This is a genomic window from Pseudoalteromonas sp. G4 (assembly GCF_028875915.1).
Classification (GTDB): domain Bacteria; phylum Pseudomonadota; class Gammaproteobacteria; order Enterobacterales; family Alteromonadaceae; genus Pseudoalteromonas.
This window is the reverse complement of the sequence record NZ_JAPEHW010000005.1, coordinates 61,875-87,407: the sequence shown is the minus strand read 5'-3', so window position 1 is coordinate 87,407 and position 25,533 is coordinate 61,875. Positions and strand designations below refer to the sequence as shown.

25 protein-coding genes and 2 pseudogenes are annotated in these 25,533 nt (G+C 40.9%); 25 read left to right on the top strand and 2 right to left on the bottom strand.

All coding sequences use genetic code 11. The annotated features are described in order from the left end of the window. The first annotated feature begins 9 nt into the window (after window positions 1-9). The 16 genes and pseudogenes from fliR (at window position 10) to ON073_RS03820 (ending at window position 15,950) form a co-directional block, all read left to right on the top strand. On the top strand, window positions 10-789 hold the full coding sequence (gene fliR / locus ON073_RS03895) for a flagellar biosynthetic protein FliR (protein WP_274760557.1): 780 nt from the start codon (window positions 10-12) through the stop codon (window positions 787-789). Window positions 790-798: 9 nt separating this feature from the next. Beyond that, window positions 799-1,929, top strand: coding sequence for a flagellar biosynthesis protein FlhB (gene flhB / locus ON073_RS03890; protein ID WP_274760556.1), 1,131 nt, complete (start codon window positions 799-801; stop codon window positions 1,927-1,929). An 80-nt stretch (window positions 1,930-2,009) separates the two neighbouring features. Next, the gene (gene flhA / locus ON073_RS03885; protein ID WP_274760555.1) at window positions 2,010-4,118 is read left to right on the top strand and encodes a flagellar biosynthesis protein FlhA; all 2,109 of its coding nucleotides are present in this window, start codon (window positions 2,010-2,012) and stop codon (window positions 4,116-4,118) included. 21 nt (window positions 4,119-4,139) lie between these two features. Then, the gene (flhF, locus tag ON073_RS03880) at window positions 4,140-5,519 is read left to right on the top strand and encodes a flagellar biosynthesis protein FlhF (RefSeq protein WP_274760554.1); all 1,380 of its coding nucleotides are present in this window, start codon (window positions 4,140-4,142) and stop codon (window positions 5,517-5,519) included. Next, a complete protein-coding gene (locus ON073_RS03875) occupies window positions 5,512-6,369 on the top strand; it encodes a MinD/ParA family protein (protein ID WP_274760553.1) in 858 nt (285 codons plus the stop codon). Before flhF ends, ON073_RS03875 begins: the two co-directional genes overlap by 8 nt. A gap of 8 nt (window positions 6,370-6,377) precedes the next feature. Next, window positions 6,378-7,094, top strand: coding sequence for an RNA polymerase sigma factor FliA (locus ON073_RS03870; protein ID WP_274760552.1), 717 nt, complete (start codon window positions 6,378-6,380; stop codon window positions 7,092-7,094). Window positions 7,095-7,144: 50 nt separating this feature from the next. Next, the gene (gene cheY / locus ON073_RS03865) at window positions 7,145-7,528 is read left to right on the top strand and encodes a chemotaxis response regulator CheY (RefSeq protein WP_010560568.1); all 384 of its coding nucleotides are present in this window, start codon (window positions 7,145-7,147) and stop codon (window positions 7,526-7,528) included. A gap of 17 nt (window positions 7,529-7,545) precedes the next feature. Further along, entirely contained in the window at window positions 7,546-8,319 is a 774-nt protein-coding gene (locus tag ON073_RS03860) for a protein phosphatase CheZ (protein ID WP_274760551.1), read from the top strand. A 14-nt stretch (window positions 8,320-8,333) separates the two neighbouring features. Further along, window positions 8,334-10,635, top strand: a pseudogene (locus ON073_RS03855) (chemotaxis protein CheA). An 11-nt stretch (window positions 10,636-10,646) separates the two neighbouring features. After that, a pseudogene (locus ON073_RS03850) lies at window positions 10,647-11,755 on the top strand (protein-glutamate methylesterase/protein-glutamine glutaminase). Then, window positions 11,748-12,515: a flagellar motor protein gene (locus tag ON073_RS03845; protein ID WP_274760550.1), complete on the top strand. Its 768-nt coding sequence runs from the start codon at window positions 11,748-11,750 to the stop codon at window positions 12,513-12,515. The pseudogene ON073_RS03850 and the gene ON073_RS03845 overlap by 8 nt, the downstream one beginning before the upstream one ends. A gap of 5 nt (window positions 12,516-12,520) precedes the next feature. Beyond that, window positions 12,521-13,492 (top strand): flagellar motor protein MotB, encoded by a 972-nt coding sequence (locus ON073_RS03840; RefSeq protein WP_274760549.1) that lies wholly within the window; start codon window positions 12,521-12,523, stop codon window positions 13,490-13,492. Between the two features lie 8 nt (window positions 13,493-13,500). Continuing rightward, on the top strand, window positions 13,501-14,277 hold the full coding sequence (locus tag ON073_RS03835) for a ParA family protein (protein WP_274760548.1): 777 nt from the start codon (window positions 13,501-13,503) through the stop codon (window positions 14,275-14,277). After that, window positions 14,270-14,998 (top strand): chemotaxis protein CheW, encoded by a 729-nt coding sequence (locus tag ON073_RS03830; RefSeq protein WP_274760547.1) that lies wholly within the window; start codon window positions 14,270-14,272, stop codon window positions 14,996-14,998. The genes ON073_RS03835 and ON073_RS03830 overlap by 8 nt, the downstream gene beginning before the upstream one ends. A gap of 59 nt (window positions 14,999-15,057) precedes the next feature. Next, window positions 15,058-15,552, top strand: coding sequence for a chemotaxis protein CheW (locus tag ON073_RS03825; protein ID WP_274760546.1), 495 nt, complete (start codon window positions 15,058-15,060; stop codon window positions 15,550-15,552). Then, on the top strand, window positions 15,552-15,950 hold the full coding sequence (locus ON073_RS03820; RefSeq protein ID WP_274760545.1) for a DUF2802 domain-containing protein: 399 nt from the start codon (window positions 15,552-15,554) through the stop codon (window positions 15,948-15,950). Before ON073_RS03825 ends, ON073_RS03820 begins: the two co-directional genes overlap by 1 nt. Before the next feature lie 47 nt (window positions 15,951-15,997). On the opposite strand, the gene ON073_RS03815 is transcribed toward ON073_RS03820, so the two are convergent. Beyond that, window positions 15,998-16,297: an EscU/YscU/HrcU family type III secretion system export apparatus switch protein gene (locus ON073_RS03815; protein WP_274760544.1), complete on the bottom strand. Its 300-nt coding sequence runs from the start codon at window positions 16,295-16,297 to the stop codon at window positions 15,998-16,000. A gap of 1 nt (window position 16,298) precedes the next feature. Next, a complete protein-coding gene (locus tag ON073_RS03810) occupies window positions 16,299-18,479 on the bottom strand; it encodes a hypothetical protein (RefSeq protein WP_274760543.1) in 2,181 nt (726 codons plus the stop codon). 106 nt (window positions 18,480-18,585) lie between these two features. Here ON073_RS03810 and ccmA point away from each other — a divergent pair, with 106 nt between their 5' ends. From ccmA to ccmI, 9 genes are read left to right on the top strand one after another with little or no spacing between them, the layout of a single operon-like run. After that, window positions 18,586-19,206: a cytochrome c biogenesis heme-transporting ATPase CcmA gene (gene ccmA, locus ON073_RS03805; RefSeq protein ID WP_274760542.1), complete on the top strand. Its 621-nt coding sequence runs from the start codon at window positions 18,586-18,588 to the stop codon at window positions 19,204-19,206. Then, on the top strand, window positions 19,207-19,893 hold the full coding sequence (gene ccmB / locus ON073_RS03800; protein WP_274760541.1) for a heme exporter protein CcmB: 687 nt from the start codon (window positions 19,207-19,209) through the stop codon (window positions 19,891-19,893). Window positions 19,894-19,895: 2 nt separating this feature from the next. Then, complete coding sequence (locus ON073_RS03795; RefSeq protein WP_274760540.1) at window positions 19,896-20,645, top strand: heme ABC transporter permease; 750 nt, start codon at window positions 19,896-19,898, stop codon at window positions 20,643-20,645. Then, on the top strand, window positions 20,635-20,835 hold the full coding sequence (gene ccmD, locus ON073_RS03790; protein ID WP_274760539.1) for a heme exporter protein CcmD: 201 nt from the start codon (window positions 20,635-20,637) through the stop codon (window positions 20,833-20,835). The genes ON073_RS03795 and ccmD overlap by 11 nt, the downstream gene beginning before the upstream one ends. Then, a complete protein-coding gene (ccmE, locus tag ON073_RS03785; protein ID WP_010560552.1) occupies window positions 20,832-21,314 on the top strand; it encodes a cytochrome c maturation protein CcmE in 483 nt (160 codons plus the stop codon). Before ccmD ends, ccmE begins: the two co-directional genes overlap by 4 nt. Before the next feature lie 2 nt (window positions 21,315-21,316). Further along, window positions 21,317-23,239 (top strand): heme lyase CcmF/NrfE family subunit, encoded by a 1,923-nt coding sequence (locus ON073_RS03780; RefSeq protein WP_274760538.1) that lies wholly within the window; start codon window positions 21,317-21,319, stop codon window positions 23,237-23,239. Beyond that, window positions 23,236-23,805, top strand: a complete 570-nt coding sequence (locus ON073_RS03775) for a redoxin family protein (protein ID WP_274760537.1) — start codon at window positions 23,236-23,238, stop codon at window positions 23,803-23,805. Before ON073_RS03780 ends, ON073_RS03775 begins: the two co-directional genes overlap by 4 nt. Next, entirely contained in the window at window positions 23,805-24,263 is a 459-nt protein-coding gene (locus ON073_RS03770) for a cytochrome c-type biogenesis protein (protein WP_274760536.1), read from the top strand. Before ON073_RS03775 ends, ON073_RS03770 begins: the two co-directional genes overlap by 1 nt. Next, complete coding sequence (gene ccmI / locus ON073_RS03765; protein WP_274760535.1) at window positions 24,260-25,519, top strand: c-type cytochrome biogenesis protein CcmI; 1,260 nt, start codon at window positions 24,260-24,262, stop codon at window positions 25,517-25,519. The genes ON073_RS03770 and ccmI overlap by 4 nt, the downstream gene beginning before the upstream one ends. Window positions 25,520-25,533 lie beyond the last annotated feature (14 nt).

Genomic DNA, 25,533 nt, shown 5'->3' with positions numbered 1-25,533 from the left:
GGGCTATTTATGGAAATATTATTTAGCCAGCTTGTACAATATTTATCAGATTTTTTATTACCGTTAGCACGTATCTCTGCGATGTTTATGGTGATGGTTGGTATTGGTGTTAAAACCGTGCCAACGCGCGTAAAGCTCGGACTTTCCGTCTTAGTTACCTTACTTGTAATGCCTATCTTGCCACCGAGCCAATTTAACGAATTATTTAGTTTTCCAATGGTACTAGTAGTGCTGCAACAAATACTCATTGGTGCAGCGATGGGGCTTGCTTCAGTAATGATGCTGAATACCTTTATTTTGGCAGGTCAAATTCTAGCAATGCAAACAGGTTTAGGTTTTGCATCGATTGTTGACCCTGCCAATGGGCAAAATGTGCCTGCAGTTGGTCAATTCTATTTGATTTTAGCGACCTTACTTTTTTGGGTTTATGACGGTCATTTAATGATGATTCAGATGTTGGTACACAGTTTTACTGCGCTACCAATTGATGGAACATGGTGGCCCGTTGCAAACTTTCAAAAAATTGCTTTGTGGGGCAGCTGGATGTTTGCAACTGCTTTAGTGTTGTCGTTAGCGCCTTTAACTGCCATGCTAGTGATAAACTTTTCATTTGGTGTTATGACACGTGCAGCGCCGCAACTTAATATTTTTACAATTGGTTTTCCTTTTACCCTTTTAGCTGGGCTTGTGATTATTTGGGCAACTATGACTAATTTTATTGCACAGTTTGAGTTTCAATGGTTAAAGATGATTGAGCTAATGTGCGACCTTGTTGGTTGCCAAGTATAGAGAGTTATTATGGCAGAAGGCTCAGATCAAGAACGCACCGAAGAACCGACCGCCAAAAAATTAGCTGATGCAGCTAAAAAAGGGCAGGTGGCACGTTCAAAAGAAACAGGTACCACATTTGTATTGGTAACTGCAGCTGTTAGCTTTTTACTCTTCGGTAAAGACATAGCTGTTGGCCTTTATAATGTGATGGGGCGATTACTATCGCTTAACCGTAATGAAGTGTATGACACTACAAAAATGTTCTCAGTTTGGGGCGAAATTGCCAGTGAGCTTTGGTATGGCATGACGATGTTTGTGTTATGTTTATTAGTCGCTGGTGTAATTGGTAACACCTTTTTGGGAGGCTTTAATTTTAGCTGGGAGGCTGCTGCTCCTAAAGCTAGTAAAATGTCGCCAATCAAGGGTTTTGCAAGGATGTTTGGTAAACAGGCAGCCATTGAACTTGTAAAAGCATTACTCAAGTTTGGCCTTATTGCAACGGTTGCTGTTTATTTAATTAAAGGGTATTTCCCAGAGATTTTAACGCTGAGTTTAGAAGCTGTCCCCGGAAATATTGAACATGCTCTATGGATCCTTGCCTGGATGTTTTTTGCATTAGCAATGACGTTAATTATAATTGCTGCAATAGATGCCCCCTTTCAGAAGTGGAACCATAACGAACAGCTAAAAATGACTTTGCAAGAGGTGAAGGACGAATACAAAAACAGCGAAGGTGATCCGCAAATTAAGGCGCGTATTCGCCGTACTCAACGTGAAATGTCACAGCGCAGAATGATGCAAGATGTGCCAGATGCAGATGTTGTTGTCACCAACCCAACTCATTACGCAGTCGCACTTAAATATGATACTGAAAAGGCTGGTGCGCCAATTGTGATTGCTATTGGTGGTGACGAAATCGCGCTACAAATTCGTAAAATTGCAGACCGTTATGAAGTGCCAATAGTTGAATCCCCTCTACTTGCGCGTTCGCTTTACCATACAGGCGAAATTGGACAGCAAATACCTGAGCAGTTATTTGTTGCCGTGGCACAAGTACTTGCTTATGTATATCAATTAAAACAATTTAATAAGGGCCGTGGTAAACGCCCTGAGAAATTAGCTAAAAACCTACCTATACCTGAAGATTTTAAATACTAATCAATAAGTTATAATTTTAAGTTAGTTGGAACATAATTTGCTTTAGCTATACCAGTGTCAATATTTTGAATAGCTGTTGTATGGACTTCAAAGCCACGTTAAATCAACTTAATGCGAATAAATCAGATTACTTAAAAGGTATAGGAACACCTATTCTTGTTCTTGCGGCTCTCGGTATGGTCGTTTTGCCTATGCCTGCATTTCTGCTCGATATTTTATTCTCATTTAATATTGCACTCTCGTTAGTAGTACTACTCATAACTTTGTACACACTTAAGCCTCTCGATTTTGGTATTTTCCCAACCGTGCTGCTGATAGCAACTATATTGCGCCTAGCGCTTAATGTGGCAAGTACGCGGGTGGTTTTACTTGAAGGTCATGAGGGCGGTGATGCTGCAGGTAAAGTGATTGAAGCATTCGGCTCGGTAGTTATCGGTGGTAATTACGCTGTTGGTTTAGTGGTGTTTTTAATTCTAATTATTATCAACTTTGTGGTAATAACCAAAGGTGCAGGCCGTATTTCAGAAGTTTCAGCACGTTTTACATTAGATGCAATGCCTGGTAAACAAATGGCAATTGACGCGGATTTGAATGCGGGCTTTATCACAGCTGAACAAGCGCGTGAACGTCGCACCGAAGTGACCCGAGAGGCTGATTTCTACGGTTCGATGGATGGTGCGAGTAAATTCGTTAAAGGTGATGCTATCGCAGGTATCATCATCTTGGTGATCAATATTATTGGTGGCTTGTTTATAGGCATGATCCAACACGACTTATCTTTTAGCCGTGCAATGGAAGTTTATACACTGTTGACCATTGGTGACGGTCTTGTTGCTCAATTACCTTCGTTACTATTATCAATTGGTACCGCGATTGTAGTGACACGTCAAAATGAATCTCAAAATATGGGCGAACAATTCCATGCTCAACTTGGTAATGATAAAGCGCTTTATATTTCGGCTGGTATTTTAATCGTAATGGGGTTAGTGCCAGGTATGCCAAAAGTGGCATTCTTAGGTTTAGGATTTTTAATTGGCGGTATCGCCTACTGGAATCAACGCATTAAAACGCAAAAAGCAGAAGATGAAGCACAGCAACAAGCCAAAGGTAAATCGCCGAATCAAGAACAAGCGCAAATTGAACAAAAAGAACTTGGTTGGGATGATGTACAGCAAGTAGATGTAATTGGTCTTGAAGTTGGATACCGCTTAATTCCGTTAGTTGACCAATCTCAAGGTGGTGAGCTACTTAGTCGAATTAAGGGTGTGCGTAAAAAACTATCGCAAGAATTAGGCTTTTTAGTACCTCCTGTGCATATTCGTGACAACCTAGAGCTTGATCCAAATGAATACCGCATAACCTTAATGGGCGTATCGAGCGGTCATGGTGAGTTAAAGCATAACAATGAATTAGCAATTAATCCGGGACAAGTTTTTGGCGAAGTTAAAGGTGTTGCGACAAAAGATCCTGCGTTTGGTTTAGATGCAGTATGGATTGCACCAGAGCAAAAAGATGAAGCGCAATCATTAGGTTACACTGTAGTTGATGCTGCAACCGTGGTTGCTACTCACATTTCTCAACTGCTTCACAACCACGCCGCATTATTAATTGGGCATGAAGAAGTGCAAAACTTATTAGATATGTTGGGCAAATCTCACCCACGTCTAATTGAAGGGCTTGTACCAGACATTTTACCGCTTACTACCATTGTAAAAGTGCTGCAAAACTTGTTGAACGAAGGTGTGCCAATTCGCGATATGCGCTCTATTGTTCAAACCTTGGTTGAGTATGGACCGCGCAGCCAAGACCCAGATGTATTAACGGCTGCAGTGCGTATTTCGCTACGTCGTTTAATTGTTCAAGACGTTGCTGGCAACGCCCCTGAAATTCCTGTCATTACATTGGCGCCTGAGTTGGAACAGATGTTGCATCAGTCACTTCAAAGTGCAGGTGATGAAGGTGCTGGCATTGAGCCAGGGCTTGCAGAAAGACTTCAAAACTCTCTCGGCGATGCCCATCAAAACCAAGAAATGGCTGGTGAACCTTCAATACTGTTGACATCGGGTATGCTGCGCAGTGTGTTATCACGATTTGTGAAACACAGCCTACCAGGACTGCGTGTGATGTCATATCAGGAAGTACCTGAAGAAAAACAAATAAAAATAGTTTGCTCGGTTGGTCAACAGTAATAAGACAAGGTGAGGTTTGACATGAAAATTAAACGTTTTTTTGCAAAAGATATGCGTACAGCATTAAATGAAGTAAAGCATGAATTAGGCCCAGATGCGGTGATCATGTCAAACAAACGTATGGCTGATGGCATTGAAATTGTGGCTGCTGTTGATTATGAAAAAACGGTACAAAGTGCACCTGTTTCACCAAAACTTTCGGAAGAAAAGCCGAGATTTAACAGTCAGTTTGTAAAACCTAAACCGCAAATGGCAAAGCCTGAAAAGCAAGCAGTGGTAGCAGATAGTTTATCGGCACTACTTGAACGCCAAGCGAAAAAATCACCTCAATTTGATAAAGCACCTGAACCAAAGCAACCTCATAATTGGTTTGATGAAGATAAACTTACTTCTGCTCAAGAAGAGTCATTTAATGGGTTTAATCAAACAAAACAACCTGCAACGATGAATTCAGAGCCACAAGCTGCACACGAAATGCAAGCAATGCGTGATGAAATGGCCTCTATTAGACAGTTACTAGAGCACCAGCTTTCTGGCTTGATGAATGAAGATATGGCACGTCGCGACCCAACTAGAGCGTTATTACTTGATCGTCTAAAAGGGATGGGTATTAGTGAAGCTGTTGCAGACCAATTAGCGTGTTTTATTCCCGATGACGTTGCACCGCGTCAAGCATGGCAAGAAACACTCAATATGCTAAGTAAGCAACTTTACACCGCAAATAATGAAATTTTACGTCGCGGTGGTGTGTATGCCTTGGTTGGCCCAACGGGTGTTGGTAAAACAACGACAGTGGCAAAACTTGCAGCGCTTGGCGCGCAAAAGTTTGGCGCCAATAATATTGCATTGATCACAACGGATACCTATCGTATTGGTGCATATGAACAATTATCGACTTATGGTCGCATTATTGGCTGTCCTGTTAAACAGGTTAAAAATGCAGAAGAACTCACTGAAATTCTTTATCATTTAAGAAATAAACGTCTAGTATTAATTGATACAGCAGGAATGAGCCAACGGGACTTGCGTTTGACTGAGCAACTGAATACATTAATGCGAAATAGTCGAGTTGATATTAGAAGCTACCTTGTTTTAAGTGCTACGGCACAATTAGAGGTACAGCAGGAAGCTATTAAGCAGTTCAAACAGGTACAGTTAAGTGGTTGTATCTTCACAAAACTTGATGAATGTCTAAGTTTAGGTGAAATTATCAGTGTAGCCATTCAAAATCGACTGCCAATAGGCTATCTTACCAATGGTCAACGTGTACCAGAGGACATCCGTGTAGCAAATGCGGAAAAATTGGTCAGCAAAGCTCAGCAGTTGTATGCAAAACGAACAAACGCGCAAGCAAGACGTGCATCAGGCATGGCGCATCAAGCAGTAGGAATGTATGATTAACCCAGAATTAGATCAAGCTAGTGGCCTGCGGAAAATGACAAACAATAACAAGGCTGTAAAAGTAATTGCGGTAACTGGAGGTAAAGGGGGAGTTGGTAAAACCAATGTTTCTCTAAACATGGCAATCGCCATGTCTCAGCAAGGCCAAAAAGTACTGGTACTGGATGCCGATTTGGGTTTAGCAAACTGCGATGTGATGCTTGGCTTACGTGTAGAGCGAAACTTATCACACGTGTTATCTGGTGAATGTGACCTTGAAGACATCTTAGTAGAAGGTCCTTATGGCGTAAAAATTGTGCCTGCTACTTCAGGTTCACAAAATATGGTTGAACTAACACCTTCTGAACATGCAGGACTTATTCGTGCATTTGGTGAATTAGACTCTCACTACGATGTGCTGGTAGTTGATACAGCTGCAGGTATTTCAGATATGGTGCTTAGCTTTTCGCGTGCATCTCAAGATGTGCTTGTTGTTGTGTGTGATGAACCAACTTCGATTACGGATGCCTACGCATTGATTAAAGTCTTAAGCCGTGAGCATGGCGTTTACAAGTTTAAAATTGTAGCAAATATGGTGCGCAGCTTGAAGGAAGGCCAGGAACTGTTTGCCAAGTTATCAAAAGTCACTGATAGATTTTTAGATGTCTCACTTGAATTAGTGGCAACAGTGCCATTTGATGAAAATATTCGTAAAGCGATTCGTAAACAAAAAACCATTGTAGATGTATTTCCTAAATCACCTGCGGCAATTGCTTTTAAAGCATTAGCAAGCAAGGCTGCGACTTGGCCAGTTCCGAATCAGCCGTCGGGACATCTTGAGTTTTTTATCGAGAAACTGGTTAGCAACTAGGAATGCCTATGAAACGAACCACTGCCTATGCTAGCCAGAATCAATTATCTCATCTTGTTGAACAGCATACGCCGTTGGTTAAACGCATTGCCTATCATATTCTTGCGCGCTTACCTGCGAGTGTGATTGTTGAAGACTTAATTCAAGCTGGCATGATAGGCCTGATAGAAGCTGCAAAGAATTTTGACGGCACTAAGGGTGCAAGCTTTGAAACCTATGCTGGTATTCGCATTCGCGGTGCAATTATAGATGAAACCCGTAAAGGGGACTGGGTGCCGCGCTCTGTGCATAAAAATGCTCGAGAGGTTGCTGCAGCCATTAATAAGTTAGAAGCCGAACTAGGTCGTGAACCAAAAGATAGTGAAGTTGCTGAAAAACTTGATATTACGATAGATGAGTACCATCATATTCTTAGGGATATAAGTAATGGTAAGATTATTGGCATCGAGGACTTAGGTGTTGATGAAGATGTAATCGATGCTGGCCTTGGTAACAATGAGCAAAATCCATTAGTTGATATTCAACAAGATAAATTTAATAAAGCATTGGTAACGGCAATACAAACCTTACCAGAAAGAGAAGCGTTAGTGCTGTCGCTTTACTACAATGACGAAATGAATTTAAAAGAAATCGGTTTGATTCTTGAGGTGAGTGAATCAAGAGTTAGCCAAATACATAGTCAGGCCATGGTGCGCCTTAAAGCAAAAATCCATGACTGGATATAGAATAAAAGTAGTAAGTAAACAATTAGGTGCATACCTCACTGGAGGATATTTTGGATAAAAACATGAAAATTCTTGTAGTTGACGACTTTTCAACGATGAGAAGAATCATTAAAAACCTGTTAAGAGATCTTGGTTTCACAAACGTACAAGAGGCGGACGATGGAAGCACTGCGTTGCCGATGTTACAAAATCAAGAATTTGACTTTGTAGTTACGGATTGGAACATGCCAGGTATGCAAGGTATTGACTTGTTACGTGCAATTCGCGCGGACGACAGCCTTAAACATATTCCTGTGTTAATGGTGACAGCAGAAGCTAAGAAAGAACAAATTATTGCTGCCGCACAAGCCGGTGTTAACGGGTACATTGTTAAACCATTCACTGCAGCAACGCTAAAAACTAAGCTTGATAAAGTTTTTGAGCGTTTAGGCTAATTGGGAAGGAGAGGTTCATGTCAGCAAGTGCTGCGCCTCAAATTACCTTAGAACAAGCTAAACAGCTCGTTGCGTTTCTTGAAAATGGTGAACAACAACAAGCGCAAGAGCTGTTAAAGCAAGTTACGGCAATTGAGCAAGATGAATTATTTGGTGAGGTAGGAAAGCTAACTCGTCAACTTCATGATTCATTAAAAAACTTTCAATTAGATACTACGTTGTCGGCGTTAACAAACGAGTCCATCCCTGATGCTAAAGAGCGTCTTAATTATGTGATGGAAATGACAGAACAAGCTGCAAACACAACTATGGATGCAGTTGAAGCTTCTCTGCCAATTGCCGATAAACTCCAAACTGGCCTCAATAACATTAAACCCAAATGGGATAAATTAATGACTCGAGACCTCAAAGTAGGTGAGTTTAAGGTATTGTGTCATGAGTTAAATGGCTTTATGGAAGAAGCAAAGTCTAACTCGGATGAATTGAATAGTTTAATGACCGAAGTACTGATGGCTCAAGGGTATCAGGATTTAACTGGTCAAGTTATTCGTCGCGTAATAGAGCTAGTGCGCGAAGTCGAAGATAGTCTGATTCATATGTTGACGGTGTTTGGTTCACCTGTTGAACATACAGAATCACCTGAGACGACATTACAACAAGAACAACAAATGGTTGCTGATGGTGAATTAGACCAAGTAGCTGAAGGCCCAATTATAAATGCTGAAACCCGTGAAGATGTGGTTTCAGGTCAAGATGAAGTAGACGATCTATTATCTAGTTTGGGCTTCTAATCGGAGAAAAATGCATGAGCTTTGATGTCGATGAAGATATTTTACAAGACTTTTTAGTCGAAGCCGGTGAAATCTTAGAGTTGCTCTCAGAACAGTTGGTTGAATTGGAAAATAATCCAGAAGATGCTGACCTACTGAATGCAATATTTAGGGGCTTTCATACCGTTAAAGGGGGGGCAGGTTTCCTCTCAATGACAGAATTGGTTGATGCCTGTCACGGTGCGGAAAATATTTTCGATGTATTACGCCAAGGCAAACGCAGAGTTACTCCTGAATTAATGGATGTGATTTTGCAAGCACTTGACACTATTAATGAAATGTTTGCTCACATTCAAAATCGTGCTCAACCGGACCCTGCAGATCCTCAGTTACTTGCCGAATTGCACCGTTTAAGCCAGCCAGAAAGTGCTGATGAAGCGCAAGCTGTTGTAGCAGAAGAGCCTGTTCCAGTCGTAGAAGAATCTGCACCTGAGGCAATCGAAGAAGATCCCTTTGATGATATTTTATTTGATGCTGATGACACAAGTTCATTAGATGGTTCAGGCAGTGTTGATGACATTACTGAAGAAGAATTTGAGAGTTTGCTTGATGAGCTTCATGGTTCAGGAAATGGCCCAGCAGCTACATCAAACCCGGATTCACCAAGTTCAGATTCTGATGAAATCACAGACGATGAATTTGAAAGCCTTTTAGATGAGCTGCACGGTGCAGGTTCGTTTGGAGGTGCTGCAGAAGAAGCATCTAGCTCTGCGCCAACTAATCAAGTTGAAACGCCAGCTTCACCTGCACCGGTTGCCGCGAGTGGTGATGATGAAGACATCACCGAAGATGAGTTTGAAGCATTACTTGATGAACTGCATGGCAAAGGTAGTGCACCAAAAGCCAGTGAAAATTCCTTCAATACTGAGGCTGTAGCAACACCTGTTGAGTCAAAACCAACAGCTCCACCTCAGAAAGCAAAACCAGAACCAGCTAAGTCTGTTGCCGCGCCAGCGCCTGCTGCACCAGCAAAATCGGCAGCAAGTGCTCCTGCACCAGCTGCGAATAAAGCGCCTGCAAAACCAGCAGCTCCGCCAGCTGAAACCACTGTTCGAGTCGATACCAAAAGCGCCTGCAAAACCAGCAGCTCCGCCAGCTGAAACCACTGTTCGAGTCGATACCAAACGTCTTGACCAGATAATGAATATGGTCGGTGAACTGGTACTTGTGCGTAATCGTTTAGTTAGCTTAGGTGCTAATGTTAGCAACGAGAGCATGGGCAAAGCGATTTCTAACTTGGATGTGGTTACTGCAGATTTGCAAGGCGCAGTAATGAAAACGCGCATGCAACCAATTAAAAAGGTATTTGGTCGTTTTCCTCGCGTTGTGCGTGACTTAGCTCGAAGCTTGAAAAAAGAAATCAATTTACAATTAGTTGGTGAAGAAACAGACCTTGATAAAAACTTAGTGGAAGCACTTGCAGATCCACTTGTGCATTTAGTTCGAAATTCAGTAGATCACGGCATTGAAATGCCGGATGACCGTGAAGCTGCAGGAAAACCAAGAACAGGTACAGTGACTCTTTCAGCATCACAAGAAGGCGATCATATTCTACTAACCATCGAAGATGATGGTGCAGGTATGGATGCGGAAAAATTAAAGAGCATTGCTATTAGCAAAGGTGTGATTGACGCTGATCAGGCGGCAAGACTTTCTAACAATGAAGCTTATAACTTAATTTTTGCCCCAGGCTTCTCAACAAAAGAAGAAATTTCAGATATTTCAGGCCGTGGTGTGGGAATGGATGTGGTTAAGACCAAGATCACCCAACTTAACGGTACTGTGAATATTGAATCTGAGAAAGGTAAAGGCACTGTACTTGAAATTAAAGTACCACTAACCCTAGCAATTCTACCAACGTTAATGGTGGTGGTTGGTCAACAGACCTTCGCATTACCACTTGCTGGTGTGAATGAAATTTTCCACTTAGATTTAACAAAAACGAACTTAGTTGACGGTCAACTAACTATTATCGTTCGCGATAAAGCGATACCGTTATTTTACCTAGAAAAATGGTTACTTCGTAATCCCCGTACTGAGCAAAAACGCTCACAAGGACATGTTGTTATTGTGCAACTTGGCACTCAACAAATGGGCTTTGTGGTAGATTCACTGATTGGTCAGGAAGAAGTGGTTATTAAGCCATTAGATGCGCTTCTACAAGGCACGCCTGGTATGGCCGGAGCAACGATTACTTCAGACGGTGGTATAGCGCTAATTCTGGATGTTCCGAGCTTGTTAAAGCACTATGCAGGCCAAGGTCGCAATAAAAAGTAAGTGAGCATTTAATGACAATTAGGGTATTAGTTGTAGATGATTCAAGTTTCTTTCGCCGTCGCGTTAGCGAAATTTTGAATCAAGATCCCAACATTGAAGTGATTGGTACTGCAAATAATGGTAAAGAAGCGGTTGAAAAGGCCGCTGAATTAATGCCATCGGTCATTACAATGGACATTGAAATGCCGGTACTGGATGGTATTAGCGCTGTTAAACAGATTATGCAGCAAACACCAACGCCAATTTTAATGTTTTCTTCATTAACACACGATGGTGCTAGTGCAACCCTTGATGCCTTAGATGCCGGTGCTTTGGATTTTTTACCAAAAAAGTTTGAAGATATTGCACGCGATAAAGAAGAAGCAACTCAAGTTTTACAACAAAAAGTTAAAGAAATTGGTCGTCGTCGAGTAGGTGGCTTTCGAGCTCAAAGAGCAATAACGCCGAGTGGTAGCACAACGAGACCGTCTGCTGTAAGAACAACATCCTCGACACTTCGCCAGCCAGATAGAACTTTCTCGGCAAGAACGCCTGTTGCAGATGCACGGGCTACAACGTCATCAGAAAGGCCTAAAGCGTCTGGTAAAAAATATAAATTAATGGCAATTGGCACCTCTACAGGCGGGCCTGTCGCTTTACAAAAAGTACTTACTCAATTACCCGCTAATTTTCCTCACCCAATATTGTTAATACAACATATGCCGGGCGCGTTTACCCCTGCGTTTGCACAGCGTTTAGATACATTGTGTAAAATAAGTGTAAAAGAAGCTGAAAATGGTGATTTACTGAAACCTGGAGTCGCTTTAGTCAAAAGCTTCGAATTTATGAAGATGACAGTGCTCGCGTAACTTACAAGCCAAGTGTGGATATAACTTTTGCAAGTGCTGCAAAAATTTTTGGCGATGCTGTGCTTGCTATTGTACTTACTGGTATGGGGGCAGACGGCAGGGACGGTGCACGTTTACTTAAACAGGCAGGCTCAAAAATTTGGGCGCAAGATGAAGCAAGTTGTGTTGTTTATGGTATGCCTCAAGCGGTAGCCAGTGCTGGCTTAAGCGAGAAAAGTATTGCGCTTGAAGACGTTGCAAAACACATCAATACGGAAATAAGTTGTGGATAAACTCGCCATTTTTGGCGCAATTTTAGCGTTTGTAGCAATTGCGCTTGGGTACACTATTGAAGGTGGTGTACTGGGTAATTTATTTGATCTTTCAGCGTTTATCATAGTATTTGGTGGTACGATTGGCGCAGTGATGCTACAAGCTACGAAATACCAATTTTCCACTGCTATTAAAATGTTACCTTGGGTGTTTAAACCGCCAATGCATGATTTTCAAAAAGGCATTGAACAGGTAAAAAGTTGGGCGGCTAAAGTCCGTCATGATGGCTATCTTTCTCTTGAGAATTTAGCCATAGATGAGAAAGATTATTTTGTCTCTAAAGGTTTGAACCTTCTTGTTGATGGCAGTGAAGAGCAACAGTTTTTTGACACTATGGAAAATGAAATTTTGCAAAGACGCCATGCTCTTCACGAATCCAGTCAAGTTTATCATGCAATGGGTGGATATAGCCCGACACTCGGAATATTAGGTGCTGTACTTGGTTTAATTCAGGCTATGAATTTTATACAGCAGCCGGATATGTTAGGTGCAGGCATTGCAACAGCATTTGTGGCGACAATTTATGGTGTTGGTTTTGCAAACCTAATTTATATTCCGATAGCCAATAAACTGGCAAATTTAGTTGATGAGCATTGTCGTTACCACCAAATGCTTGCAGAGGGGATGTATTGTATTTTACAAGGCGATTCGCCTAATTTGATTGAACAAAAGTTATCGGCGTATTTAATAGAAAAAAATAATAGTTCATTGTTTCGGTAATCTTTATGGCGCGGTTTAAGCAATTAAAAAAGCCAGAGCACAACGATAGCAGCCACAGATGGTTAGTCTCGTATGCCGATTATATGACGCTGATGTTTGCCTTGTTTGTGGTAATGTATGCAATGGCGATAATTGAAGAAGAAAAGTTCTCAGTGTTATCCGATACCATTTCTCATGTTTTTAAATCTAACGACAAATTTGTCAAAGCTGATGGTACGGGTGTAACAGGCGAAGGGTTATTAAATGGTAACGAACCGAATGTTGATAGTAATTTGCATGGCATTAGTATTGTAAATGAAGAAAAAGGACCTGAAATTGTCGATGGGCGTGGAGAACTAAGCAACCTAACACAAAAATATTTAGGTCAGCCACTTGATTCATTAGAAGATGAACTTAAAAAGGCCATATCTGATGAGTTAGAAACAGGGCAAGCCCTTTTAGAAAAAGATATGGATTGGCTTACAATAGAATTAAGCTCAAGTTTATTATTTGCTAGTGGTAGCGCAGTTGCTACTGAGCGTGCTAGAGATGTTCTAAGGTCATTGTTACCAATTTTAACAGCTAATCGTAACTACTTAAGAATTCGTGGCTATACCGATAACTTACCTATAAACAATGAAATTTTTCGCTCTAATTGGCATTTGTCTGTTGCAAGAGCAACTGAGGTACTTGTGTGGTTGGAATACCTCGGAGTGACTTCTGCAAGAATGGCAATTGAAGGGTATGGGCAGCATTCACCGTTTAGTGATAATGAGACAGAAGAGGGTCGTCAGCAAAACCGTAAGGTTGTGATTGCTATTTCGAAATATGCGCTGCCAGAAAATGATGAAGCTGAATCACAAAATGCATCGGCTAAGAATACAGAATTACAAATTGAAAAATTAAAGCAACAAGCAACTCAAGACGATACACTTAAGGTAATCCAATTGCCAAATGGCGGGATCCGCATTACAACCAGAGAACAAGAACAACAATAGGTACTGAATTGAAAATTTGGACGGTAGCAAACCAAAAAGGTGGTGTAGGTAAAACCACCACAACAGTGACCTTGGGAGGCTTACTTGCTTCGCGAGGAAAGCGTGTTTTGCTGATAGATACCGACCCACATGCATCCTTGACCTATTATTTCGGTATTGATTCTGAAGAGCTAGAAGTTAGCGTATTTGATATTTTTACACGTGGCAAAGCAATGGCTCGGGAAGAAATTTTGCAGTCTTTATGTCCTTCAGGCGTTGATAACTTAGATATTCTTCCAGCGACAATGGCCATTGCCACTCTCGATAGAAGCCTTGGTAAAAAAAGCGGTATGGGGCTTATTTTACGCAATGCCCTTGATAAAATAAGTGATGAATATGATATTGCAATTCTCGATTGCCCGCCTGTGCTTGGGGTGCTGATGGTGAATGCCCTTGCTGCATGTAATCGCGTTTTAATTCCTGTGCAAACAGAGTTTTTAGCCCTTAAAGGCTTAGATCGCATGATGCGAACCATGGAGTTAATGCAAAGTTCGCAGAATAAATCTTATAACTTCACCATTGTGCCAACCATGTATGATAAACGCACAAAAGCTTCCTTAGAAGCGTATAAAAAGTTACGCGCCTTATATGGTGAGAAAGTCTGGCCTGGTGTTGTGCCAGTAGATACTAAGTTAAGAGATGCAAGTCTTGCTATGCAAGCGCCGCATCAATACTGCCCTAAATCTCGAGGGGTATTTGCATACACGTCATTGCTTGAGCACTTAGAAGGGGCAAGGGATGACTAAGCAGTTATTTGCTAATGAAAAGGTCATGAAACAATATTTAGATGCGCTGTTACAAGAAGAGTCATCTGAAAATATTGTAAGCCCTGTTGAAAATCTATTGAGCGATGTTGAAGTTAAAGCGGCAGAGCATCAAAAGTCAATTGCGCAACCTATTAAAGCACCGGTAGCACCTGCTAAGCCCATTATTGAAGAAGTTACTAGTAGCGAATTCGTCGAAGCGGTTGAAGTCGCATTACCACCACTTCGTACTCAAGATGAGAGCTTTAATGCCGATGAATTCCAAGCACTTTATTTTGAAGTTGCAGGCCTAACACTTGCGGTTCCACTTAAATCTCTTGGTGGAATTTATCAATTAGGTGAAATAAATCAACTGTTTGGCAAGCCAGTCTGGTTTAAAGGTGTAATGTTACACCGTGAAGAAAAACTCAATGTTGTTGATTCAGCGCGTTGGGTAATGCCAGAAAAATATAACAAAAAGTTAGAAGAAGCGCTAAACTATCAGTATCTTATAATGTTAGGTGAATCTAACTGGGGGCTGTTAGCCGAGCGTTTAATCGATAATGTTAGTTTATCGCACCAAGATATTAAATGGCGTGATAAAGCTGGCCGCAGGCCATGGCTTGCCGGATTAATTAAAGAGAAAATGTGTGCTTTAATTAATGTATCGGCAATGACTGAATTGTTAGATCAAGGTTTAGATAGCCAAGACGATAATGCGTAATGCAATATCGTTAAGTTAGTCGCAGTTAACACATATCCACATTGGATAGGAGCTAAAAAATGAGTGAAGAAAGAGTTCTTTCGTCAAATGCAGCCGACGTGAATGATGAAGTTTTGCAATGGGTGACGTTTCACTTAGGAGATGAAACGTACGGTATCAATGTAATGCAAGTACAAGAAGTGCTTCGTTATAGTGAAATTGCTCCGGTACCGGGTGCTCCTGTTTATGTACTGGGTATTATCAACTTACGCGGTAACGTTGTAACGGTTATTGATACACGCACACGTTTTGGCTTAAACAGTGCTGAAGTTACCGATAATTCACGTATTGTGATTATTGAAGCAGAAAAACAAGTGATTGGTATTTTGGTTGATAGCGTTGCCGAAGTAGTTTACTTACGCAGTTCAGAAATTGACAGTGCGCCAAACATCGGTACAGAAGAAAGTGCGAAATTTATTCAAGGTGTTTCTAACCGTGATGGTGAGTTACTAATCTTAGTTGATTTGAATAAGTTACTAAGCGATGAAGAGTGGGATGAGCTAAGTAATTTCTAATGATTTGGCAGATTATCTCGATAGTTGCTCTGTGTGTTGCAATTTGTGCCTGCATGATTGCGTTTAGCGCTTTGTCACGCTTAAAGCAGGTACAAAAAACACACAAAGACAGCGAGTCACAATTAGTAAAACAACAAACAATTAATAAAAATGAAATAGAAGAGATCCGTTCAGGTTTACTTAAAATTGGTAAACATGTAATGGAGCTACAATCAGAAGCACAAGAGCTAAAGCAAAAACAGCAAGATATTCAACTTGCTGATCCAGAATCAAAAATTTATTCTCGTGCAGTTAAGATGATTGAGTTAGGCGCTGACATCGAGGAAGTTATTCGCGAATGTGAATTACCGCGAGCAGAAGCCGAACTACTTTTTACGCTTCACCAAAAAGAAGGGTAACATGCCAAATTAAAGCCTAGTGATTAGACCGAAAAGGTCAAAATTTTCTAGGCTTTTACATCCAATTTGTTATGTAACGCCTGCCACCCTGGTGGAAATTTACCTTGTAATACATAAGAAAACGCAATCAATTCAGCAATCACATAATACAGCTCTTCAGGAATTTGCTGACCAATTTCTAGGTTAGCTAAGCTAGTTGCTAATGCTGCATCTTGATGTAATAAAATATCGTTGTCTTTTGCATACTGAATAATGTGCTCGGCTAACTCATCGAAGCCCTTACTGCTTACTTCAGGTGCGCCTTGCCCATCATAGAAAAGGCCTATTGCTGATTTTTGTGTTGTCATATTAAACCTTAATATTCACTATGCCAGAGCGGGTCTTAAGCTGATGCTGCTCAGTTAAGTTAAACTCGCTGCTTAAAATTTCAATACCATGCTGCGTTAACTTTTGTTCAAGTAACTGTGCTTGCGTTTTTGCTTTGTTTATTAGTGCTGCGCTGTCAGAGCTAAAATTTAGTGCTAACTGCTGTTTATTAAGCTCTGCTCCAATATTTAAAATGTAATTCTCAATTTCAAATGCCAAGTTTATATGCCAAATAGAAACAACCTCACCATTACTCATTTTACGCTGTTCTTGCTCGATGGTAATTGGCGTCGTGGTAAGTTTTTCTGTTTGTTGTTGTGGTAAAGCAAATTGGATATTTACTAGGGGCTGTTCATTATTTGAGGCTTGCTGTGAACTTGACTGAAAAGTGCCTTGTAAGTTTTTTTGCAGTGACGTTAAGTTGTCACTCAAGCTTTTTTGTAAAGCACCCGGCAGTGTTAACTGTCCCTTAAGTGACTTACTTTCTTTTTTATTCTGTAATCCCTTTGTTAAGCTGAGCAATAATGGCAGTAAATTTTCTAACTTTCCTTGCTGTTCGCTCACGAGATTGTTTTGTTGTAATAAACCATTTGCGGCAAGGGAAATCTTAGCGTGTTCAATTATACCAATGGGTGTTTGCAAGGAGTCAAATTGCGTAATTTGTGCTGGTGCAATGATTGATTTTATTTGCATCACAACGGGTTGCAAGGCTGTTGACTCATTTATCATCCTACTGAAGGCTGAATTAACCAATTTGGTTAATGCTTCGGGCAATAGAGGAGATGCTGCTGTTTTATTAAGTTGTGTCGCTAAGGTATGCAAAGGGTTTTGCTTTGCAATTGCTTCTAACGATAATTGGGTTGGTTTTGCTATATCGACATTGGCTTTAACGCGAGTCGTTATATCTCCTTTTGAATTATCTGTGTCTTGATGCTGTAGTAAAGCTGCTCTAACTGGTCTGCTATAAACTGCTGCTTTTTGCTGGCTTTCGGAAATTGCTGTTAATAATGGTAATTTTGAAGGTGTAACATCCTGCTTTATAGAAGAATCAGCTATTTGTAGAGTGTTTGTTATATCAAGCTTTGGCAAATTTACACTCCCTTTAGTTGCATGATTTAGCGTGATACTTCGTTCAAACAAAACGGCTTTAATACTTGCTAACATTGGTGCTATAACTGATTGGCTAAAGCTTTTTTGCGTCGCGTTCACACTATTTATGATTGGCAGTTCTTTTACTGCTAATTGAGGCGCAGAAATCAATTCTCGCGGTGCAATTTTTAATGGGGATTGAGAGGTGTTGAGCGCTACCTTAAATACTTGCGATGGCAGATTTAATACTGCTTTATCACCTAGGTTATTAAGATTAAATGTAAGCTTTTGATTTGTGATAACTTGGGGGATATTTGTTAGTACTACAGGGCTGTTATTAATACTAAGTGCAGGTGTCTTCTTCGCATCAAACTGTAAAAGAGGTGATTGCAGTTTTACAAGCTCGATAGCCTTTTTAATTGGTAATACTTGTGATTGCACCGGTTGGCTGTGCTTATCAAGTTTAATATTTAAACTTAATTGCTCGCGTTTACTCTCAACTTCAATAATTGCCGGCTGCTGATGTTTCACTAAGCTTGCAAGACTTTTAGGCAATTCGGCTGATATTGCCACATGATTTGCCTTTACCAACAGATGTTTATCTAAATTTGTGATTTGGGCAGGTATTGCAAACTTGCCTTGCGTTGTTTCTGCACTATTTGTTGCAAGCTTAAAAAGTTGAAAAATAACTTGATGTGGCAACTTAATGCTCTGTTTTGGCAGATTTATTAGAAGTTCACTCAAGTTTGTTTTCACTGACAGTTGTGCTTTATCTGTTTGTAATTGCAGTGGCTGAGAAGGGATCGTCAATTCAACTAGTTTTGGTGTTAATTGTGATAGCGTGAAAGATAATTTATTGTCCGTTACAGAGAGGTTAGTAACGTTCACAGTCTCCTTCATTAATGCGCTAATAAGTTGTTGGCTTGCTTTAGGCGGTAAATTCAGTTGTTGTAAAAGTTGTTGTAGCTGTTTTACCTGCGTTAATTGGCTTTGCGTAAGTTGAGATAACGTGCTTTGCTCAAGCTCATTACTTGGGGTAGATACAATATTTAGCAGAGATTGGATATCTGTCATCTGTTTTAAATCAAGCTATTGCCAATTTCTCTTGTCGAGGAGATTACGTTTTACAATACCATTATGTTAGACTAATGCCCAATTTTAGGTCGAGAGATAGTTAAACTTGTTAAAAGTAGATTCAATTTGCTGCGTTCGGCAAGATAGATGTTTGTTTGAAGATCTCTCTTTTGAATTACATCAAGGGCAAATTGTCCAGTTAGAAGGGCAAAATGGTGCAGGTAAAACCTCGCTATTACGTATTTTAGCTGGTTTTGTACGTGCTGAATCTGGCAAAGTGATGTGGCAAGGTGTGGATATTGCAAAAGACAATTTACAATTTGCTTGCGACACACTTTATATTGGCCATAAAACTGGCGTTAATGGGCAATTAACCGCACTTGAAAATCTGGCTTTTTGGCTAGAAACTCATGGTTTAGAAACACGACAAGATCTTCTCGATGTATTGGCGCAATTAGGTCTAGTTGGCCTTGAAGATGTGCCAGTCCGATTACTTTCGGCTGGGCAGCAACGCCGTGTTGCACTTGCACGCCTTTGGCTTAACAAAGCAAAGCTTTGGATGCTAGATGAACCCTTTACTGCGGTCGATAAAAAAGGTGTAGTACTGTTACAGCAACAATTCAAAAAACATTTAGCACAAGGTGGCGCGATTATATTAACAAGCCACCAAGACCTTACAGAACATTTCCCGGAGCTGTCGCGCTTAGTACTGGAGTACCGTTTCTAAATGAAAACTCACGATTCTTACTGGCGCTTATTTTCAAGTATTTATAAAAAAGACCTTACGTTAGCATTTCGTCAGCGCTCAGAAATAATTAATCCTGTTTTATTTTTTATTATTGTGATTACTTTATTTCCGTTAGGCGTTGGGCCTGAGCCTAATCTATTAGCGCGCATGGCACCTGGCATAATTTGGGTAGCTGCATTGCTGTCTACCATGTTAGGTTTAGATAAAATGTTCCGTGATGACTACGTGGATGGTACGTTAGAGCAAATGATGCTGAGCCCATTCCCGACATCATTAACTGTGTTGGCGAAGATAGCGGCACATTGGACTGTAACTGGGTTACCTTTGGTTTTAATGACCCCTATGTTTGCTTTACTGCTCAACCTAGAAAGTGAAGCGTTAACGGCGACCTTGTTAACGCTACTGATTGGTACACCGTTATTAAGCCTAATCGGGGCGATAGGTGCGGCGTTAACGGTTGGGTTACAAAAGGGGGGAGTACTACTTAGCTTGTTAGTATTGCCACTATATATTCCAGTATTAATTTTTGCGACATCCGCTATCGACGCGGGGGCGATGTCGCTTGACTACTCTGGTCAATTAGCCATATTAGGGGCGCTTCTTGCGGGTGCAAGTGTATTGGCGCCATTTGCCGTTTCATCATCTTTAAAAGTGAGTGTGAGTTAGTTATGTGGAAGTGGTTACATCCATATGCGAAAGCAGAAAAAGCTTATCAAGTTTGTAATACTTTGATGCCGTATTTTGCCGTCGTTGCTGTGATTGGTTTAATAGTTGGCTGGACATGGGGCCTTGCGTATGCGCCAGCAGATTATCAACAAAAAGACAGTTATCGAATTATCTTTATTCATGTTCCTTCCGCCATATTGTCAATGGGGGCTTACACCTCAATGGCGATTACCGCATTTATTGCTATGGTGTGGCAGATCCGAAATGCTGAATTGGCCGTAATTGCTATTGCTCCAGTGGGTGCAGCGGTTGCCGCAATTGCCTTAATCACTGGTGCTGCATGGGGTAAACCTATGTGGGGTACATGGTGGGTATGGGATGCACGCTTAACCACCATGCTGATTTTACTGTTTTTATATATTGGTGTGATTGCGCTTTATCACGCTTTTGAAGATAAAGGTGCAGCAGGTCGTGCATCATGTATCTTAGCTATGGTTGGTGTGGTTAATGTGCCAATTATTCATTACTCAGTTGAGTGGTGGAATACTTTGCACCAAGGCTCAACGATTACCAAGTTTGATGGTTCAGCAATCGATAGCAGCATGTTGTATCCTTTGCTTATCAATATTTTAGCATTTGCATGTTTAATGGCTGTTATTGTGTTAATGCGCTTAAAGAATGAAATTTTAGAAAGAGAAAAGCACCGCCCCTGGGTGCGTAATTTAGTGAGTGGAGGTAAAAATGCAGTTTAACTCGCTTTCAGAATTTTTCGCGATGGGTGGCTATGGCTTTTATGTCTGGCTCTCATATGGGGCATGTGCAGTGATTTTATTAGGTATTTTTATATCGAGTAAACGCACTCACGGCAAAATTTTAGACGATGTAAAATCGCAAATTGCGCGCGAAGCACGTATTAAAAAGGCGAAGGAGCAGGGGCTGTGAATCCAAGACGTAAAAAACGTATGTTTACCATTATTGCGGTGCTTTTGGGTATCGGCTCGGCGATTGGCCTAACGCTTTACGCGTTACAAGAAAACATCAACCTATTTTATACTCCATCCGAGCTAATTGAGGGTAAAGGGCCTAATAAAGAGAAGCCATTTGTCGGTCAAAAACTGCGCATTGGCGGTATGGTTGTGCCAGGCTCAGTTGTGCGCAATGAAGAATCGTTAGATGTAGAGTTTAAACTGATTGATACCGGTCCATTAGTAACCATTCGTTATCACGGTATTCTTCCAGATTTATTCCGAGAAGGTCAGGGTATTGTTGCACAGGGTGTGCTAATTGAACCAAATGTAATTGAAGCATTTGAAGTGTTAGCAAAGCATGATGAAGAATACATGCCTGCTGATGTTGCTGAAGCAGTAAAAGGAATTAAACACGAAAAACCAAAATATAATCTGAATAACGGCGGTTACTAATTATGATTGCTGAATTAGGTTATTTATCGTTAACGCTAGCGCTAGCGTTTGCGATATTACTCAGTGTTTATCCTATGTATGGTGCTGTTAAAGGTAATTTACGCCTAATGCAAAGTGCACCATCGTTTGCCTTAGCGCAGTTTATTTTTACTGCGCTTTCATTTGGTATCTTAATTTACGTCACCTTAATTGATGATTTTACAGTGGCATATGTGGCGAGCCACAGCAGTACTACATTACCTTGGTATTACAAAGTTACCTCTACCTGGGGTGGTCACGAAGGTGCTGTATTGCTTTGGGTGCTTATGCAAACAGGCTGGACTGCCATTGTGGCATTTGCCTCTAAATCATTACCATGGCAGTTGCGCGCTCGCGTATTGTCGATTTTAGGCTTCCTAGGACTTGGTTTTATTCTCTACACGCTTCTGATGTCGAGTCCATTTGAGCGTTTATTACCTTACTACCCAATTGAAGGTCATGATTTAAATCCATTGTTACAAGATCCAGGCATGATTATTCACCCGCCATTACTGTATATGGGTTATGTAGGTTTATCGGTGTCATTCGCATTTGCGATTGCGGCGCTTTTAATGGGTAAGTTAGATAATACCTGGGCAAAATGGTCACGTCCTTGGACTATGGCCGCGTGGTTGTTCTTAACCCTTGGTATTACAATTGGTTCTTGGTGGGCCTATGCCGAGCTTGGCTGGGGCGGCTGGTGGTTCTGGGATCCAGTTGAAAACGCATCACTAATGCCATGGCTTGTTGCTACTGCACTTATTCACTCACTTGCGGTAACTGAAAAGCGTGGTGTGTTTAAGTCGTGGACGGTGTTACTAGCAATTGCTGCGTTCTCACTCACACTGCTTGGTACATTTATAGTGCGCTCGGGTATTATTGTATCGGTACATGCCTTTACTACTGATCCTGGTCGTGGTTCATTTATCTTATCTTTCCTTGCTATCGTTGTAGGCGGAAGCTTATTACTTTATGGCTTAAGAGCAGGCACAGTTGAATCAACATCACGTTATAAACTGTTCTCTCGCGAAGTGGCCCTTTGGTTAAACAACTTATTACTATGTGTTGCGACGCTCATTGTGCTTCTTGGTACATTACTTCCTATGGTGCACAAAGAACTCGGTATGGGAACAATTTCCATTGGTGTGCCTTTCTTTAATCAAATGTTTTTTTACTTGCTAGTGCCATTTTCGCTGTTACTTGGCTTAGGGCCAATGCTGCGCTGGAAACAAAACCAGTATTCACATTTGATGAAAAAGTTAGTTGGCGCGTTAGTTGTGACAACAGTGATTACGTTTGCTTGGCTTTACTCAAGTTATGAAAATGTTTCAACCACAACTCTTGTCGGTGTCTTTTTTGCACTTTGGGTTTGTTTAACTGGTGCTATCGACTTACTTGAGAAATTGAGTAAAGAGGGTGCTTCAATCGCAAAATTGGGTAATAGTTTTTGGGCAATGCACACAGCGCATTTAGGCTTTGCTTGTGTTGTGCTCGGCGTAACATTAACGTCTGCTTACTCGGTTGAAAAACAAGTTAAAGTGAACCCTGGTGAGCAAGTCCAATTAAATGATTACAGCTACCGCTTTGAAGGTGTAAAAGTTGTAACGGTATTTAAGGATAACCAGAAAGTCACTGAGCTCTATGCAGAAAAGCGTCAATACGATGTGGGTATGCAAGTGATGACGGAAGCTGCAATTGATGCCAAATTAAGCCGAGATTTATACCTTGCGCTTGGTGAGCAACTTAGCAACGGTGCATGGGCGTTACGGATTTATGAAAAACCGTTTGTACGTTGGATGTGGTTAGGTGGTTTCCTAATGGCCTTTGCAGGCTTATTTATGATGTTAGATAAGCGTTACCGCCGTAAAACAGCTGTAGCTGCTGAAGTAAAAGGAGTTACTGCATGAAAAACAAAAGCTTAATGTTGGTTCCTTTTATTATTTTCGCAGTGTTATGTGTATTTTTACTAAAAGGCTTATTTGGCAATCCAAAGGAAATTGAAACAGGGCGTTTAGGTCAAACAATGCCTGCGTTTAATTTACCGGATTTAATGGATGAAAATAAACGTTGGACAGACAAAGACCTACTTGGTGAAGTGTATTTATTGAATGTGTGGGGCACTTGGTGCCCGACCTGTTTAATTGAACTACCTTATTTAACCAAGCTTCGCGGCCAAGGTGTTAAAATAATCGGCTTATACTATGAGCAAAACTACGATCCCGATTTTGGCGACGTGTTTGACTTGCCTGCATTACAACGTGAGGTTAAGGGCATGTTGTCACGCACCGGTGATCCGTACCAGTTTAACATTTTAGATCTTAATCGTACCCTCGCGTTAGACCTAGGCGTTTCAGGTGCACCAGAGCATTTCCTGGTGGATAAAGACGGTAAGATTATCCTGCATCACACCGGTGATATTAATGAACGAGTATGGCGTGCTAAATTTGCACCTAAGCTATTAGAGCTCCAGTAATGAAGAAGTTTTTAATTGTGTTATTAACGATTTTCTCGGCACATTTATTTGCTGCAGAAAATCAATATCAGTTTAACAGTGCTCAAGAAGAGCAACTGTTTCGTGAGCTAACGGCTGAGCTGCGCTGCCCTAAATGCCAAAACCAGAATATTGCCGATTCGGATGCGGTTGTGGCTAAAGATTTACGTGAAAAAGTACTGCAGTTGGTGCAAGAAGGGAATGATAAAGACCAAGTGGTTGACTATATGATTGACCGCTATGGTTATTTTGTTCACTACAAACCACCTGTAACACCGCTCACGTTATTACTTTGGGTATTACCATTGGGTTTCGTTTTTCTCGGTTTTGTTTTTATTTTGTTTAAGCAAAAGAAACAGGCGAAAAACAGTGCACAGTGGAGCGATAGTGACGAGCAAAAACTGGCAAAACTTATTGCCAAGTATAAGGAACCAGCATGATTACGTCGTTTTATTTTTATGCTGCAACCCTTGTAGTAGTTGGTTTGTTTTTCGTGGTTTTTCCATTCACACGTAAAGAAAAAGCAATTAAAACCAACCCAAATGCTAATGCTTTACGCATTTCTGATTATGAATCGCGACTCGAAGAGCTATCGCAAGAAGTCGATACAGGCAAACTTAGCGAAGAAGCTTATAACATTGCAGTAATTGAGCAAAAACAAGCACTGTTACAGGAACTAGCGCCTGAGCAACAGCTTAATCAGCGCGGAAATCGCTCGGTAATAGCATTAACTGCTAGCTTGTTCACCGTGACTTTTTGTGTCGTCTTTTACTTGATGACAGGTAGCTTTAATTTACTTACACAATGGCAAGAAGCAAAAGATAACTTACCAGAGCTAGGTAAACGTGCTGTTTTACAGCAGGGTGAACCACTGTCTAATAACGAAATGCAAGAGCTTGCTTTAGGGCTTCGCACCAAACTTGCTGAGCAAGGTGATGATGAAATGGCATGGCTTTTATTAGGCCGTATTATGCTGATGTTAAATGATTTTGAATCAGCAAATATGTCATTTGAGAAAGCCATCGCGATGAATCCTAAAAATGTGAATGCATTGGTGAGTAAAGCGCAGGTACTAATGCTAGAAGGATCTGAGCTTTCTATTAGTAAGGCTGCAAAAGTAGTATCTAATGTACTTAAAATTGAACCTAGTAACTCAGATGCACTTTCGATGTTGGCATTAATTGCCTATGAGCGTGGTGATTGGCAACAGTCGCTAGCAGCTTTTGAGCTTATTCTAGGGCGTATGTCAGAGACTAACCCAAGTTATGCGATGTTGAGTGCCCGTGTTGAAGAGCTAAAGGCTAAAGTAGCTCAAGAAACTAACACTTCTAAACAAAATTCACTTGGACAAGGCCTTGCTGTCACGGTAAATATTACACTTGCTGATGAACTGAAAGATAAATTGCCACGTAATGGTGTGTTATTTGTTTTTGCAAAAGCAGAAGTTGGCCCGCCGATGCCATTGGCTGTTGTAAAGCAGGCAAATTGGCAGTTGCCTTTGCAAGTCACTTTATCTGAAAGTGATGCAATGGTAGCAGGCATGACGTTTGCTGAGTTTAAGCGTGTTAAAGTTGTCGCACGAATTAGTAATGACGATAAGGTTGATACGCAAGCAGGCGAACTTGAAGGGCAGACTAACGGTTTCGATATCGAACAAGTCAATCAAGTAGAATTAACAATTGATACATTACTCTAAGTTATAATAGGGAT